We start from the raw sequence: 16,886 nt of genomic DNA, 5'->3' as shown, positions 1-16,886 counted from the left end.
ATTCCCATTACTGTATAACGAACTTACCCGAGACTGAACAGGCCAATACCGGATGCTGAGAAACCGCTTTCCCCTCAACGCCGAACATGAGAAAAGCAAAATCCCCATGGGGGGGCTCATCAGGAAGCGGGTGAAGCGCCTGTTCATGATATTGATAGCGTTGCTGACGACGCAGATACTGATTATCTGGGCCGTTGAAGACCTGACCCTGTTCGAGTCGCTGTGGATGTCGATGACTACCATCGCTACTGTGGGCTACGGCGACTTCGCCCCTGTAACCTACATTGGCCGGATCAGTACTATCCTGCTCATGTTCGTGGGCGCCATCACTCTACTGACCCTGATTGTCAGTGATTTTATCGAGTACCGGTTCTACCGCCGGGAACGCATTCTCACCGGACGTTGGATCTATAAAATGAACAACCACATTGTCATTATCAATACTCCGAAACACGGCGGCATGACCTATTTTATGCGCTTTGCAACACAGATCCGCGCTGTACAAGGCTATGAGACCATTCCTATCATGCTGCTGACTCGTCAATTTCCGAGCGGCCTACCAGCCGAGCTGTCTGACCTGGGTATCGTCCATTATCATGGCTCCGGTTTCGACCCGGATGCGTTAAAGGCAGTGCACGCAGGCAGCGCAAAGCACATTGTTGTCTTGGCTGCCGATGAATCTGACCCTCACTCAGACAGCCTGACTTTCGATATATCCCATCGCCTTGGCGAGCTAAATCTTGGCCAGAAAACCACCACTGAGTGTGTTACAGATGCCAACCGTAGCCGCTTCAAGGAGCTCGGGGTGCGGGCCGTTATACGTCCCGTTCGGACCTACCCTGAAATCATGGTACGTTCCGTGGTTGCCCCCGGTTCGGAAAAAGTTCTGGAAGACATGTTCAATTACGAACAGGATCACCCACACCGTTACGATCTGGAACTGGACGACCTTAACTGGGCAGATATCGTCAGCGCGCTGATTCGGCACGGTATTGGCACTGCGCTGGCCTACATCGATAACGACGACGAAGTTATCTGCCATCCGGAAGTCAACAAGGAAATTGAGGGTAAAGGGCTTATTGTGCTGGTCAAATCCAACGAGCCGCCGGAGCTTGAGGTGGTCAAAGAAGCTCTGGAGCGATACCGGCAATTTATGGAGAAATGGAGGAATATGCAGGATGATGCGACCGCAACTGACTCAGGCAAAACCACTAGCTGAGCACTTGCTCTAACGCGAGTACAGCGTTTATCGCGACAATTACCGACGCGAGCGCAGTGAAAGTTTATTTCGGTATCGCCACCATAATCCTAGGGGCCTGCCGACTGCCTTGCCCTGCTCGCCAATAAACCGAGTTGGCATTGACCAAGCTCCGGTTTACCGAGCAAATAGCTTATACCGCCGCCCGAGGCCAGATCCTTGACCAACCCAGAGAAGATCTCTCCCAGGTCGCAAGCTTCAGCCTGAGCACCAAGCAATGGAAGGTCAAGTCCTTCCAGCGACACTGTACTCTGCTCTAGCCATGCGTCACTTAGCCGCTTTAACAAGCGATCGATTTCATCAAAACTGTCGGGTGCCATCCCATCATTTTCAGTTTCTTTCGGTGTTGCTTCCTGTATCCCTGCAAGATGATAACCTTGCTCCGCTTTGCTGATCAGATTGAGAAAGACCGGGCACTGCCAGGCGAGCCTTTCAGCCCAGACCAGAAGACGGGAAGGGTTGCCGGATTTAAGCTCAAACTCCACCTCATGAAGCGGTTTTTGGCGTGAGCCGGCAACAATAACACCGCTGTCCAGGGCGCATTCGATTACGGCTTCACCATCATCAAGCATCACAACTTGTCGGGTGAAATTGGTTTCAAATACCGGCGCCAGCAGAGAGAGGTCTATGTTTTTTTTCAGCGGCGTATCTGCCAGCAAGCACAAAGACAGTGACGGCGAGGTCAGCTCCCACTCCCATTCGCCGCGACGGTGCGCCCCGTTAACCAGTTCGCCCCGGGTTTTAAGCGTTTGTATATATTTCTCTCCCGAGTGCCTGATACGCAAGGCTGCGTGCTGCCGGTTGAGTTGCGCATCCGGGGTATCGTAATAGCAGTTAACCAAGGACTTTTTGCACCCTTTTGAGGCTTCATTCTGCGCCAGCAGCCAATCAAGCGCACTTTTGAGGCAATTCTGCTCAAGACTCAGTTTTATTTCCAGCTCCTCAGCCATCACTCTACCGCCTATAAAGTTTTCTCATCCAAAAACGAAAAACCGGCGACCCTCAGGTCACCGGTTTTCAATACTAACTCATTAGCTGGTTAGCTGATCAGAAATAGTATACCGCACCAACGGCTGCGATGGTGCGCTCGTCACCTGAGTTGCCTTCCAGAGTGTACTGAGCAGCATTGTCAGCGTTCGACAGGTAGCCTTCTACATACACATACATGTTGTCAGACAGGTTGTGCAAAGCTTGCAGAGCAAGAGTGTCGTCTTTGTCACCGGAAACATCATTGTCACGCAACTGATAAGACAACGCGAACTGATTTGCGCCCAGAGTGTATACACCCATCAAACCAAGAACGTCTGCCACATCTTTACGGGTCTCGTAAGAGGCGGTCAGGCGCAGGTCATCAAGGTTGAAACTGGCACGAAGGCCATAGGTGTTTTCGTTGTTGATATCGGCGCTATTACTTGAATACTCAGTAGTACCGTCATTGGAATCCATAGCGAACGCCAGTTCCAGAGCATCAACGGTGTACATTGCTGCCAACTGGTACGGGTAGGACTTGCCACCTGGAGTGCTGTCGCCGTTCACCTGTACAGCTGCACCTATGGTCAAACCGCCGAAGGACGGAGACAGGTATTGGATCAAATCGCCTTCACCTGTGTCATAGTTGCCACCGAGATTGGAGCCGACTTCGTAAAAGTTATAGATCTCGTCAATCGCTGACTCGTACATGGAGTCGTCGGAACCCACCCAAACCTGACCAAAGCCGTCGCCTTTCACACCGATGTAAGCTTCGTCCAGCTTATCAATACCGTTGCTGTTAGCTTTGTCATCAGCGTTGATGCCTTCCAGCTCCAACTTGAAGAAACCAGTGATGCCCGGAGCGATTTCGTGATCATGCTTGACGCCGAGGGTTGAACCGTTGTCAGAGTGCTCAACATCTGAACCGGCACCGTCAACGTTGGTGTGTGTCAGCACGTACTGAATGTTACCGTAAACAGTCGGCAGGTTGCTTTCCTGAGCCAGTGCGGTACCAGAAATAGTGGCTGCAGCGATAGCTGATGCTATGAGTGTTTTTTTCATTCTATATCTTCCTTTTAAATGGTCTCGGTTTTGGCGAAGAGGATTTGGGCTCTAATTTCCATACCTCCGAAATCAGCAAAACTCCCTGAGCATCTTCTCGGGCGACGTTTATCACAGCAAATCATAGCCTTACTGACAGACACTTCAAAGCACTATACCAGGCCGAGTTGAGGTACAGGCAGTTCGATTTCTAACTTCGCTATCTTACCGTCTCGTCAAACGATGATACATCCCATAAAAAAACCGGCCGCCCAAAGGGCTGCCGGTTTTTCGGAATTCTGATTAGCTTTTCAGCTGATCAGAAGTAGTATACCGCACCAACGGCTGCAACAGAGGCTTCGCTCTCTGTAGGAACGCCGTATGCGCCGTCGTCACCACCACCAAGGTAGCCTTCGAAATACACATACATGTTGTCAGACAGGTTGTGCAGAGCCTGAAGAGTCACAGTGTCACTGTCTGCTCCTCCAGTTACGTCAGAGCTGAACATTTCGTATGACAGAGCGAACTGGTTAGCACCCAGTGCGTAAACGCCCATAACGCCATAAGTATCACCGACGTCTTTGCGAGTCTGGTACTCACCGGTCAGGCTGAAATCGCCCGCGTCGTAAGTGCCGCGCAGACCATAGGTGTTTTCGTTGTTGATATCGGCGCCATTACTGGAATATCCAGTAGTACCGTCGTTGGAGTCCATAGCGAACGCCAGTTCCAGGCTATCCACTGCATAGATCGCAGCCAATTGGTACGGGTAGGACTTGCCACCAGGAGTGCCGTCGCCATTCACTTGAACAGCTGCACCCAGAGTCAAACCACCGAAGGACGGAGTAGAGTACTGAACCAGATCGCCTTCACCTGTGTCGTACGATCCGCCAATGCTCAGGTCGGCAGCTTCGTAGAAGTTGGCAATGGTATCAATCGCACGCTCATAGGTAGAGTCGTCAGAACCAACCCACAACTGACCGAAGCTGTCGCCTTTCACACCAATGTAGGCTTCGTCCAGCTTATCGATACCGCTGCTGTTAGCTTTGTCATCAGCATTGATACCTTCCAGTTCAATTTTGAAGAAGCCAGTGATACCAGGAGCAATCTCGTGGTCGTGCAAAATACCAAGGGTGCTGCCGTTGTCGCGATGATCGAGGCCGTTAGCTCCGCCTTCAACGTCACTGTAGGTCACCGCGTACTGGATATTACCGTACACAGTCGGCATGTTGCTTTCCTGAGCCAGCGCAGTGCCAGAAATAGTGGCTGCAGCGATAGCCGATGCAATGAGTGTTTTCTTCATGTTGTATATCCTTTTGCGAGTTTTATCAGGTAATAACAACGGGCTAATCCCGGTTTCTGTAAGGCGCCCCAGAACAACTGGATGGCTCCGACTGTATTGCTTCCGCATGTCAGAATGATGACATGACAGCAACTTTTCTTATTATTGGGACCTGGAATAAACCAGATCCATATAGTTCAGCTAGTTACAGCACTCTCTTAAAGCACTGGATGATGACACTGTTTTAATACAACAGAGCCTTTTTTGCAAATATTTAATGCTCGCCTTTTAGCTCATTTGGCAGCAGAACATTCAACCCTTATTCCTGAGCACCTTCGTCCTGAGTATCTTCGAGGCACACTTACCTTTTCCGGGTTGAGAGCAAAAACGTAGCAGGACCGTCATTGATCAGGCTCACTTTCATATCTGCGCCGAAAAGCCCTGCTTTAACTCTCTCCGCACCCATTTCCGCACGGGAAAAAGCTATGAAGCCAGCACACATTTCGCTTGCAATATCCGGACCAGCCGCCAAAGAGAACCCCGGACGAGTACCAGAGGAGGTATCTGCAGCAAGCGTAAATTGAGGGACAACAAGAAGGGCGCCACCAGTGTCAAGTACACTTCGGTTCATACGGCCGGCTTCATCAGGAAAAATACGATAAGTAAGAACTCTGCGGCACAGTTCCTTTGCCTCATCCAGCCCATCTCCATTCTCGACACCCAGCAACAAAAGGATACCTGCGCCTATCCTTGAAACTTCACGATCATCGACTTCGACGCTCGCTTCCGATACCCGCTGAACAAGCCCTTTCATCTGGCGCTCTGACCGCTCCGACCAAACGAGAATTAAAATCTGGTAAGAGTGTATCCATGCCCACAGATTCTCGCAACCCTTTAAGGCCAGAAGATATCAGCCCGCATTTTGGCGAGCTTTAGCCAAGACCTCATCAACACCGCGCATGAGCGCGTCCACAATGGCGGGCTCGGAAGCTGAATGACCCGCATCGCGAATAATGCGCAAATCTGCCTCCGGCCATGCTCTGCTAAGCGCAAGGGCATTATCAAGCGGGCAAACCATGTCGTAGCGACCATGAACGATAATACCGGGTATCTCCCGGAGTTTGTGGGCATCCCGGATAATCTGATTATCCTCTAGAAACGAGGCATTCATGAAGTAGTGGCATTCTATACGCGCCAACGCGATTGCAACATGAGGATGGCTAAAATGCTCAACAACGCCCGGATTAGGCTGCAGAGTCGCACAACGGCCTTCCCAGACCGACCAGGCTTTTGCAGCCTGAATCTGCTCCAGCTCGTTATCGCTTGTCAGTCTGCGATAGTAGGCACTTACCATGTCCCCACGCTCACTTTCGGGAATCTGCGCTTCAAAGTCCTGCCAATAATCCGGAAAGATCCGGCTTGCACCATCCTGGTAAAACCAGGAAATATCCTTCGGCCGGCACAGAAAAATACCGCGAAGAACAAGCCCCAGCACTCTCTCGGTATGCGCTTGGGCATATACCAGGCTAAGAGTAGAGCCCCAGCTCCCACCGAATAACAGCCAGCGATCAATGCCCAGAAACGTGCGAATGGTCTCCATATCCTCTACGAGCTTGTCAGTGCTGTTTCCTTCCAGCTCGGCAAGAGGCGTGGAACGGCCGGCACCGCGCTGGTCCATCAAGATTATCCGAAAACGCTCAGCATCGAAAAAACGGCGATGATAGTCTTCGCACCCGCCCCCCGGGCCTCCATGAACGAAGAGCACAGGTATACCATCAGGATTCCCACTCTCTTCAACATACAACTCATGGGGCACATCAACTGCCAGCCGATGTTTGGCATAGGGTTTGATATCCGGGTACAAATTAAGCATGACCAGTCCGCCGATTCGATAGGGTTTGGTAGCATTGTAGCGGAGTTGAATAGTCGGTGTGTGAGCCATGCACAAAGCACGAGCATAAAAAAGGCCGGGGCTGTTGCCAGCGCCGGCCTGATTCAGAACATAAAGATTACTTCTTGGTGGCGCGCTTACGCTCATTCTCCGTAAGGTGCTTCTTACGCAGACGAATAGACTTAGGCGTTACTTCAACCAGTTCGTCATCATCAATAAATTCAAGCGCCTGCTCCAGAGTAAACTTAATCGGCGGTACCAGCGCAATGACTTCATCCTTGCCGGACGCACGCATGTTATCGAGTTTCTTGCCCTTGGTCGGATTAATCACCAGGTCGTTGTCACGACTATGGATACCGCAAAGCTGCCCCTCGTAGACTTCCTGACCCGGCTCCAGGAACAATTTGCCACGGCTCTGGAGTGTTTCCAGGGAATAAGTCAACGCGGTGCCCTTGGCCATAGAGACCAGAACGCCATTCTGACGATTGGTCACATCTCCAACCTTGATCGGGCCATAATGACTGAAGGTTGAGGTAAGAATACCTGTGCCGGAAGTCATGGTCAGAAAAGTATTCCGGAAACCAATCAGACCGCGAGCCGGAATGGTGTATTCCAGGCGCATACGACCCTTTCCATCCGGAACCATGTTGGTCAGATCGCCTCTGCGCAGACCCATCTGTTCCATCAAAGGCCCCTGGTGCTGCTCTTCGATATCGACGATAACGTTCTCGTATGGCTCCTGTTTTTCGCCATCCACTTCCCTGATAACGACTTCGGGACGACCTACCGCCAGCTCAAAGTTTTCGCGACGCATGTTCTCGATGAGTACCGACAGGTGCAGCTCACCGCGGCCAGACACCTTGAACTTGTCCGCCGAATCGCCTTCTTCAACGCGCAGAGCAACGTTGTGCAACAGCTCTTTCTCAAGGCGGTCCTTAATGTTCCGACTGGTGACAAACTTGCCTTCTTTGCCACAAAACGGTGAGTCGTTGACCTGGAAGGTCATAGACACTGTAGGCTCGTCCACCGTCAACGGCGGCAAGGCCTCAACATTGTTCATGTCGCACAGAGTGTCGGAGATAAACAGCTGATCCAGACCACTGACACACACAATGTCGCCCGCTTGAGCCTCGTCAACCTCAACCCGCTGCAAGCCCGAGTGGCCCATGATTTTCAGAATCCGACCCTGGCGTTTTTTGCCATCTGCACCGATAGCGACCACAGGCGAATTGGTTTTGATCTTCCCGCGTGCGATACGTCCAATACCGATCACACCCAAAAAGCTGCTGTAGTCCAACTGCGAGACCTGCATCTGGAAAGGGCCATCCATATCCACCGCAGGCGCAGGCACGTGGTCGACGATCGCCTGAAAAACAGGATCCATATTGTCACTCAGGTCTTCATGATCCAGACCGGCAATACCATTCAAGGCACTGGCGTAAACAATAGGAAAGTCCAGCTGCTCGTCAGTGGCACCCAGGCTATCAAACAGGTCGAATACCTGATCCACAACCCAATCCGGGCGAGCACCCGGGCGATCGATCTTGTTCACCACAACGATCGGGCGCAGCCCGGCCGCGAATGCCTTCTGGGTTACAAAGCGAGTCTGCGGCATGGGCCCGTCGATGGAATCGACCACCAGAAGCACACAATCGACCATGCTCATTACTCGCTCTACCTCACCACCAAAGTCCGCGTGGCCCGGGGTATCTACGATGTTGATGTCGTAGCCGTTCCACTTCAGTGCGGTATTCTTGGCCAGAATGGTAATGCCACGTTCTTTTTCCTGGTCATTGGAATCCATGACGCGCTCGTTCTCGAGCTCTTTGCGATCCAGCGTACCAGAAAGGCGCAAAAGCTTATCTACGAGGGTGGTCTTACCATGGTCAACGTGGGCGATGATGGCGATATTACGAAGTTTCTCAATCACAAAATTATTCCTGCGGCATGCACTCAATGACCTGAGAGGGTCGTTCACGGGCAACGCCCGCACATGCCATCTCAAATCCGTAAAATGAACTCATCCACCGGAGCCTGGTGGCCCGGCGCCTCACATGTGCCTGGCAGGTCTCTAACCCGGGCACGTGCGGAGAAAATGAAGCGGCGCGCAGTATATCGAAAACTCTTCGCCGTTTATATGAAGAAGAACGCCTATTTCTTAATCAATCTCGCCCAGACAAGGTTGCGCACCAAATCGGAGCAATGTTGCCAATGACGCCCTTTGAACGCCCTATTACAGTGCGACACCCCACCATCGCGATATGTAGACCGGCACAACTCGTTTGCACAAACCGTGCTAGCCACCTGTTATAGGACCTAGATGACCACCGACACCGGAAAAACAATCAAAACTGGCAAGCACATTGCTTTGATCCCCTCATCAGGTTTTTCGATTATCTGTAAAGCCGAAATGTGAAGGTAACAACCAACAGCTTTTGCTAAGCTGCGCAAACCTGAACAAAAGACCGGAACTCGACTCTAAAAGAGCAATCCGGAGTATGATCACGAATACACCCGCGGTGCGGGGTTACTTATGGAGCAGTCACAATGTCCAAGACAGTTGATTTGATTAAAGAACACGAAGTCAAATGGGTTGATATGCGCTTCACCGACAGCCGGGGTAAAGAGCAGCATGTCACCATCCCTGCAACAGATATCGATGAAGACTTCTTTGCCGAAGGCAAGATGTTTGACGGTTCTTCCATCTCTGGCTGGAAAGGCATTAACGAATCCGACATGATCCTGATGCCGGATGACAGCAGTTCAGTTCTTGACCCGTTCACCGAAGAAAGCACCGTCAACATTACCTGCAACATTGTTGAGCCTTCTACCATGCAAGGCTACGAGCGTGATCCGCGCTCCGTTGCCCGCCGTGCCGAAGAGTACTTGAAGTCCACAGGTATCGCAGATGGCGCTTTGTTTGGCCCTGAGCCCGAGTTCTTCGTTTTCGATTCCGCCAAGTGGAAAACCGATATGCAGGGCTCCATGTATGAGCTCTACTCCGAAGAAGCAGCGTGGGTTTCCGGCGACGATTTCGACCGCAATAACACAGGCCACCGCCCTGGCGTGAAAGGCGGCTACTTCCCGGTACCACCGGTAGATAGCCTGCATGATCTGCGTGGAGCTATGTGCGCGGCCATGGAATCCATGGGTCTGGATATTGAAGTACACCACCACGAAGTAGGCACTGCGGGCCAGTGTGAAATCGGTGTTGGACCCAATACACTGACCAAAAAAGCAGACGAAGTTCAGATTCTGAAGTACTGCGTGCACAACGTGGCTCATGCCTACGGCAAGACCGCCACCTTTATGCCCAAGCCCGTAGTCGGTGACAACGGCTCCGGCATGCACGTACACATGAGCCTGAACAAAGATGGCAAGAACCTGTTTGCAGGCGACAGCTATGCTGGCCTGAGTGAAATGGCTCTATTCTACGTTGGCGGTATCATCAAGCACGCCAAAGCCATCAATGCTTTCACCAACCCGGCCACTAACAGCTATAAGCGCCTGGTCCCCGGGTTCGAAGCGCCGGTCATGCTGGCTTACTCTGCCCGCAACCGTTCTGCATCTATCCGCATCCCATATGTCACCAGCCCGAAAGCCCGTCGCGTGGAAGTACGCTTCCCGGATGCAGCAGCTAACCCGTACCTGGCATTCGCAGCCATGATGATGGCCGGCATTGACGGCATCCAGAACAAGATTCACCCGGGCGATGCCATGGACAAGGATCTTTACGACCTGCCCAAAGAGGAAGCTCTCAGCATTCCAAAGGTTGCCGAAACCCTGAAAGAAGCGCTGGACTGCCTGGAAGAAGATCACGAATTTCTGACCCAGGGCGGCGTCTTTACTGAAGACATGATTGCAGGGTATATCGACCTGAAGCGTGGCGAAGTTGAACGCATCAACATGACCACCCACCCGGTTGAGTTCGAGCTGTACTATTCTTGCTAAAGCTGCACCAGCAGTTTTTGCTTGAACCGCCTTTGCGGTGAATAGCAGCCCAGAAGCCTCGTTCTCAAAGAGCGGGGCTTTTTTTCGGGCCGCATTTGTGATCTTCCGCACACTGCCGCAGCCCTTAACGATATGTAACCAACATCTCCCTCTACTGCATTGAAAAGGCCCGCCCCGCCATTGATAATCAATGCAAACATTACATAGGTCGTGATTATGAACCGCAAGCTTGGAATCATCGCAGGGCTATCGCTCCTGGTCGCGGGCCCCGCGGCTGCAGAGGTCTACCGTAATGTAGATGCCCAGGGCAATGTAACCTTCTCTGACGAGCCCTCGAAAGGCGCAGAGGCGGTAAAGGTTAAGCCGGTTACTACGATTACGCTCCCCAAGCCCCAAAATGTCCGGGAAACCGACAAACTCCGGGAAGAAGTGGAACGTGAAGGCTCGATCTATGAGAGCGTCTCGTTTTCTTATCCTGAAGACGAACAGGCATTCCACTCCGGCAGTGGAGACGTGCGGTTCGAAATGCGCAGCACGCCAGGACTTGAAGCCGGGCACAAATATGAGGTAACGCTGGATGGCCAGCCAGTTGGCCAGAGCTCTTCCGGCACGGTTACCGTCAGCAATGTTTTTCGGGGAACGCACGAGGCAGGTATCCACATTGTGGACAGCAATGGCGTTCAGATTAAAACTGGCAGTTCGATTCGATTCACCGTTCACCGCCCTTCTGTTCAGAATTAACTCTCGATAGCCGCACCATTATAGTGCAACCGATTCATGGTTGTGCGAAACTTCAGGCAGCAACGGAGCAATGCTTCGGGCTGCCCGACCCTTTTCATAGCAATCCCGCCCTGAAATGACGCGCCGCCGGCCAGCTTCTCCTTTGTTTGGCCAAACAACACGGCCGCACTCTGAAATTGGTTCAATTTTTGCTGATTCCTGTTACAGCAAACACCAAACCCCGCTCTTCCGGCTTAACACCAACAGGAAGCACGTATGGCAAACACATTCGCCAACGCAAACATGTACAAGAACATGCTGGAGCATCTTACGACCGCAGTTCTGGTACTGGAGAGCGATCTTATAATCCGCTACCTGAACCCCGCTGCCGAAAGTCTCTTTGAGACCAGCCTGACCCGCAGTTCCGGGCTTCATCTCAGCGATATCCTTCTGGATGCGGAAAGCACCTTTAATACCCTTCGCACTGCAGCAGAGTCAGGCCAGTCTTACACTCGCAGGGAAACAGAGTTCCTTCTTGCCGGCGGCTCTCAGAGAGTTGTGGACTACTCGGTTTCACTCCTTGACCAAGACCCTGCGGTTTTGCTTCTGGAGGTGCAACCTAGGGACCGCCTGCTGCGGATAAGCAGAGAAGAAGACCTGATATCCCAGCAGGAAACCACACGAATCCTGGTGCGCGGCATGGCCCATGAGATAAAGAATCCTCTCGGGGGAATTCGCGGCGCCGCCCAGTTACTCGATCGTGAACTATCCAGTGCAGATCAACGCGAATACACACGAGTCATCATTGAAGAAGCCGATCGGCTACGCAGCCTTGTTGATCGCATGCTGGGCCCCAACAAAGCAATGAAGCCGGCACTCGTCAATATTCATGAAATCCTTGAACGGGTGCGCACCTTGCTGGAAGCCGAGTCCAAAGGCAGGGTGCGCCTGCAGCGCGACTACGACCCGAGTCTGCCAGAGTTTTTAGGCGATAAAGAGCAGCTCATTCAGGCTTTTCTCAACATTGCCCGAAATGCGATGGAAGCGGCCTTTGAAAGCGAGGCCATCCATTCAGAAAGCCAGAAAGCACCCACGATTACTTTCCGCACCCGTGCACTGCGCAAGGTCACCATCGGCCCAAGGCGGCATCGGCTTGTGTGCCGGATAGACATCATCGACAACGGCCCGGGAATCCCCCCGGAACTCCGACAGAATATTTTCTACCCCATGATCAGCGGCCGCGCCAATGGCACAGGGCTCGGGCTATCCATTACCCAGAGCATCATCAGCCAACATCACGGGCTGGTTGAGTGTGAGAGCGAGCCGGGTCGGACAGATTTCATCATCTTCTTACCCCTGGAGGGCACACCATGAGCCAACAACCCGCAAACATCTGGATCGTCGACGACGATCGCAGCATACGCTGGGTGCTGGAACGCGCCCTTAGCCAGGCTGGCATGCAGCCCACCGCTTTCGAAAGCGGCGAAAATATCATGAGGCGACTGGAACACGAACAACCAGATGCCATAATCAGTGATATTCGCATGCCAGGGGTCGATGGCATCACCTTGCTATCACATATTGTGGAAGCACACCCAGACGTACCTGTCATCATAATGACCGCGCATTCAGATCTGGAAAGCGCCGTTACAAGTTATCAGACGGGGGCATTCGAGTACCTTCCAAAACCGTTCGATGTAGACGACGCAGTAGGCCTTGCGAAGCGAGCCGTCGCTCATAGCCAGGAAAAACGGGCAGCCTCTCAGCCACAAGCAGAAACCATGCAGCGCAGCACCGAAATCATCGGTGAGGCGCCCGCCATGCAGGAAGTTTTTCGCGCTATCGGCAGGCTTTCCCACTCGAATATCACCGTGCTTATCAACGGTGAAAGCGGCACAGGAAAGGAGCTTGTCGCCCAGGCGCTACACAACCATAGCCCCAGAGCGCGACATCCTTTCATAGCCCTCAACATGGCTGCCATCCCTCGGGACCTTATAGAATCAGAACTCTTCGGCCATGAAAAAGGCGCATTCACCGGTGCTTCGGCGGTCCGTCAAGGACGGTTTGAACAAGCGAATGGAGGCACCCTGTTTCTTGATGAAATCGGTGATATGCCAGGCGACACCCAGACCCGACTACTCAGGGTACTGGCGGATGGAGAGTTCTACCGCGTTGGCGGCACAACCCCCATTAAGGTAGACGTCCGCATCATCGCAGCCACGCACCAGAATCTGGAAAAGCTCGTGCAATCTGGCTCCTTCCGGGAAGACCTTTTTCATCGTTTGAATGTTATTCGCGTGCATCTGCCGAAGCTGTCCGAACGCAGTGAGGACATCCCCCGATTAATGCAGCACTTTTTGCAACGAGCCGCCAGGGAACTATCCGTAGAGCCCAAGATTCTTCGTCCGGAAGCCGAAAACTACCTCACAACCCTGCCCTGGCCCGGCAACGTGCGTCAGCTTGAAAACACGTGTCGATGGCTCACGGTGATGGCCAGCGGACGAGAAATACACATTAATGACCTGCCGCCGGAGCTATTACACCAGAGCGAAGCCCCCACTACGGGAATAACATGGCAGGAGGGGCTTAAAAACTGGGCTGAACAAGAATTAAAGAGAGGAGAAAGGGCAATACTCGGATCGGCTCTGCCAGAGTTTGAAAGAATCATGATCGAGACCGCCCTGAAACACACCGGAGGCCGCCGTCGGGATGCCTCAATTCTTCTTGGCTGGGGGCGCAATACTCTTACACGCAAAATTAATGAACTGGGCATGGAAAGCGCGGAGGAAGAGTGAGCTCCAAATTGAAATATGTTTTCGGTACCCTGATAGAGTATAAGTTGGTTTGAGCACAAGACATGAAGTCTGACTAGAAAGGACGCCAAGAACATGAGGACCGTTGCGTTTTACAGTCCAAAAGGAGGTGTGGGAAAAACTGCCTCTGCGGTAAACATTGCTTATCTGGCAAGTCTCAGCGGGCTATCAACCCTGCTCTGGGACTTGGATTCTCAGGGCTCTGCTAGCTTCTACCTGTCAAGAGGAGCTCCAGGCGAAGGAAAGAAAATAACGAAACTGCTTGAAGGTCGTACCCCAATCGCAGATTTCATAGAGGAAGGCGTTTACCCAAACCTGGATTTCATCCCTGCTCATAAGAGCTTCAGGCACCTCGATATCCGGCTTGAAGAAGACGAACGCAGCCAGCCTCTAAAAGACATGCTCGCTCCTCTGGCGGAGGAAACAAGCCTTGTTATATTGGATTGCCCACCTGGCCAGTCCAGGTTGACGGAACAAGTTTTGAAGGTCGCCGATCTGGTCTACGTGCCCCTGGTCCCTACTTGGCTGTCACTAAACAGCTGGAAACAGTTTCATGATTTTGTCCGCGACAAAAAGCTGGGCGTCAAAAAGCTTCGCCCCTTCTTCACGCTGGTAGATAGGCGCAAAAAACTTCATAGGGAACTCGTAGAACAAAACTCATCGCTATTTGATAAACCATCAAAGACAAGAATCCCGTATTCCAGTGCAGTAGAAAGAATGGGCGAGGAAGGGCTTCCCCTGGAATTACTGAGCCCACGATCCGAACCAGCGGCTTCTTATCGGCGATTATGGTCTGAGGTTCGGACAGAGCTCAAGCTATGAATCCGCTGCGTGTGGCCGGCGCCGAATCCGGCCTGAGCAGGGCAATGAATAGCTGAATCACCGACTCAAAAAAATGGCTGCCAAGTAAGGCAGCCATTTTTAAAGACTTTATGTCGCAGGTATATCCTAAAACGGAATATCATCATCAAAATCGTCAACTGGCTCAGGCATACTGCCACCCTGAGTTGGTTGGCCAGGACTCTGATTGTAACCACCTGACTGTTGAGGCTGCGGGTTATTCTGGGCGGGTGCAGCAGGCGCAGATTGCTGCTGTGGACGCCCGGCAGGAGCGCCTTGGCCCATACCACCTTCACCGCCGCGGCTATCCAGCATCTGCATCTGACCATTTATATCGACAACCACCTCTGTGGTGTAAACATCCTGGCCTTCTTTGTTCTGCCATTTACGCGTCTGAAGCTTGCCCTCAATATAGACTTTGGAGCCTTTACGCAGGTACTGGCCTGCGATCTCGGCAATCTTTCCAAACATGACAATTCGATGCCATTCGGTTTTTGGAACCATCTGGCCGGTCTGGCGATCTTTGTAACTCTCGTCAGTAGCAAGATTCAGGTTCACCACGGCATTGCCGTTCGGGGTATAACGGGTATCCGGATCCTGCCCGAGATTTCCGATAAGAATAACTTTGTTAACACCTCTTGCCATGTTCTGCTCCTGATTCTGTTTTCAGCGACACTCGCATTCCTTGCGAGCCTCCGGATTTCAAGAACTGCTACCCTGTCGGACAAACGGGAAGTCCGCAAGTAACGCCTCATCAAAGTGCTGTCGATCCACCTTTAAGTAGGCGGTAGACGCGTTTTCAATAATGACCACATCCTGCACACCCGGCAAGCGGCGCAGACTGCCATCAACATCATCGTACTGATTGCCGACCATATCCCGCAACTGTACCACGAAACCTGATGTGTGGCCCGGCGCCGGCATAGTCAGAGCGACCAGCAACCACAATCCGAGGGCGGCGACCATAAACCAGACAACACCGTCTATACCTACCTGCTGCAGCAAGTAACCGCCAAAAGCTCCGCCCAGGAAGGCTCCCATAAACTGGGAGGTGGAGTACACGCCCATAGCCGTTCCTTTGCTGGCCGCTGGCGCCTCTTTACTGATCAGGGAAGGCAGGCTGGCTTCCAGCAGATTGAACGCCATGAAAAAGAAAAACATCACCACCCACGCGAAAGCGAGGCTGTCGGATACACCCGAAAGTCCCGCCGTCGCCATTGCAAGTAAGGCGATTGCGCCGCCGAGCACAGGCTTCATCATGCGCTTTTTCTCGCCAATAATGATGAAGGGCACCATGGCAAAAAATGAAGTAACCATCACACTCAGGTAAAACCACCAATGGGAGCCACTGGCCAATCCGAGCTGGTTCTGAAGAACTGATGGAAACACCAGAAACAACGAAGTAAGAACGAGATGCAGCACGAAAATACCGAAATCCAGTCGTAACAATCGCTTGTCAGACAAAACCTTTCCGAGCATGGCTTTCGCAGGATGAGTGTCGGCACTGACTTTATGCTGATGCGGAGTAGGCACCACGCGGCTGACGATGAACAGGGCAATCATTGCCAATACGCCCGTGGCATAGAAAATCCCAGACAGCCCCCATACCGAACCCACCAGAGGTCCCAGTACCAGCGAGACAGAAAAGGAAAGCCCGATAGAGATACCTACCGTCGCCATGGCCTTGGTTCGCTCTTCTTCCCGGGTAAGGTCACTGAGCAACGCCATGAGCACACTGGCAATAGCGCCCGCCCCCTGAAGAATCCGGCCTGCGATAACAACGTATATTGAATCCGCAGAGCCTGCCAGTATGCTGCCTGCAGCAAACAGAACCAGGCCGATATAGATCATTCGTTTGCGGCCAACACGATCTGACAGAAAGCCAAAGGGAATCTGGAGCAATGCCTGGCTCAGGCCATAGGCGCCAATGGCGAAGCCGAGCAACGCCGGAGTTGCACCTTCAAGGCTGTCACCCAGCAACATGAACACTGGCATGATCATGAACAACCCGAGCATGCGTATGGCGTATACCGACGCCAGCGCAAATACGGAGCGTTTTTCCAGCGTATTCATGGCAATCGGCTCCTCTCCCGGGGTTGAATGCGTGGCCTGGCGAAAGAACAT

The 16,886-nt window shown here is 52.5% G+C and carries 14 protein-coding genes; 6 read left to right on the top strand and 8 right to left on the bottom strand.

What is annotated here, in order from left to right; translation table 11 throughout:
* Positions 1-52: 52 nt before the first annotated feature.
* Entirely contained in the window at positions 53-1,219 is a 1,167-nt protein-coding gene (locus Q4501_RS17025) for a potassium channel family protein (RefSeq protein WP_303597455.1), read from the top strand.
* Positions 1,220-1,308: 89 nt separating this feature from the next.
* Here the strand turns inward: Q4501_RS17025 and Q4501_RS17020 are convergent, their stop codons facing one another.
* From Q4501_RS17020 to typA, 6 genes are all read right to left on the bottom strand, one after another.
* Positions 1,309-2,208, bottom strand: a complete 900-nt coding sequence (locus tag Q4501_RS17020; protein WP_303597454.1) for a CYTH domain-containing protein — start codon at positions 2,206-2,208, stop codon at positions 1,309-1,311.
* A 97-nt stretch (positions 2,209-2,305) separates the two neighbouring features.
* On the bottom strand, positions 2,306-3,289 hold the full coding sequence (locus Q4501_RS17015; RefSeq protein WP_303597453.1) for a porin: 984 nt from the start codon (positions 3,287-3,289) through the stop codon (positions 2,306-2,308).
* Positions 3,290-3,587: 298 nt separating this feature from the next.
* The gene (locus tag Q4501_RS17010; RefSeq protein ID WP_303597452.1) at positions 3,588-4,568 is read right to left on the bottom strand and encodes a porin; all 981 of its coding nucleotides are present in this window, start codon (positions 4,566-4,568) and stop codon (positions 3,588-3,590) included.
* Between the two features lie 340 nt (positions 4,569-4,908).
* Positions 4,909-5,361 (bottom strand): D-aminoacyl-tRNA deacylase, encoded by a 453-nt coding sequence (gene dtd, locus Q4501_RS17005; protein ID WP_303597451.1) that lies wholly within the window; start codon positions 5,359-5,361, stop codon positions 4,909-4,911.
* Between the two features lie 96 nt (positions 5,362-5,457).
* Positions 5,458-6,420, bottom strand: a complete 963-nt coding sequence (gene pip, locus Q4501_RS17000; RefSeq protein WP_303597553.1) for a prolyl aminopeptidase — start codon at positions 6,418-6,420, stop codon at positions 5,458-5,460.
* A 136-nt stretch (positions 6,421-6,556) separates the two neighbouring features.
* Positions 6,557-8,368 carry a translational GTPase TypA gene (gene typA / locus Q4501_RS16995; RefSeq protein ID WP_303597450.1) on the bottom strand — a complete coding sequence of 604 codons (1,812 nt, stop codon included), beginning with the start codon at positions 8,366-8,368 and terminating at the stop codon, positions 6,557-6,559.
* A gap of 617 nt (positions 8,369-8,985) precedes the next feature.
* On the opposite strand from typA, the gene glnA reads away from it, so the two are divergent.
* The 5 genes from glnA to Q4501_RS16970 all read left to right on the top strand — a co-directional run bounded on the left by glnA (position 8,986) and on the right by Q4501_RS16970 (position 14,744).
* A complete protein-coding gene (glnA, locus tag Q4501_RS16990; RefSeq protein WP_303597449.1) occupies positions 8,986-10,389 on the top strand; it encodes a glutamate--ammonia ligase in 1,404 nt (467 codons plus the stop codon).
* A gap of 216 nt (positions 10,390-10,605) precedes the next feature.
* Positions 10,606-11,130: a DUF4124 domain-containing protein gene (locus Q4501_RS16985; RefSeq protein WP_303597448.1), complete on the top strand. Its 525-nt coding sequence runs from the start codon at positions 10,606-10,608 to the stop codon at positions 11,128-11,130.
* Positions 11,131-11,385: 255 nt separating this feature from the next.
* Complete coding sequence (glnL, locus tag Q4501_RS16980; RefSeq protein WP_303597447.1) at positions 11,386-12,483, top strand: nitrogen regulation protein NR(II); 1,098 nt, start codon at positions 11,386-11,388, stop codon at positions 12,481-12,483.
* On the top strand, positions 12,480-13,904 hold the full coding sequence (gene glnG, locus Q4501_RS16975) for a nitrogen regulation protein NR(I) (RefSeq protein WP_303597446.1): 1,425 nt from the start codon (positions 12,480-12,482) through the stop codon (positions 13,902-13,904). Before glnL ends, glnG begins: the two co-directional genes overlap by 4 nt.
* A gap of 93 nt (positions 13,905-13,997) precedes the next feature.
* Positions 13,998-14,744, top strand: a complete 747-nt coding sequence (locus Q4501_RS16970) for a ParA family protein (RefSeq protein WP_303597445.1) — start codon at positions 13,998-14,000, stop codon at positions 14,742-14,744.
* Between the two features lie 126 nt (positions 14,745-14,870).
* Here the strand turns inward: Q4501_RS16970 and ssb are convergent, their stop codons facing one another.
* Positions 14,871-15,407, bottom strand: coding sequence for a single-stranded DNA-binding protein (ssb, locus tag Q4501_RS16965; RefSeq protein ID WP_303597444.1), 537 nt, complete (start codon positions 15,405-15,407; stop codon positions 14,871-14,873).
* Positions 15,408-15,464: 57 nt separating this feature from the next.
* Positions 15,465-16,835, bottom strand: coding sequence for an MFS transporter (locus tag Q4501_RS16960; RefSeq protein WP_303597552.1), 1,371 nt, complete (start codon positions 16,833-16,835; stop codon positions 15,465-15,467).
* Between the last annotated feature and the right edge of the window lie 51 nt (positions 16,836-16,886).

The sequence above is a fragment of the Marinobacter sp. 2_MG-2023 genome (assembly GCF_030546935.1).
In the GTDB taxonomy this organism is placed as follows: domain Bacteria; phylum Pseudomonadota; class Gammaproteobacteria; order Pseudomonadales; family Oleiphilaceae; genus Marinobacter.
This window is presented reverse-complemented; position numbering and strand designations above follow the sequence as displayed.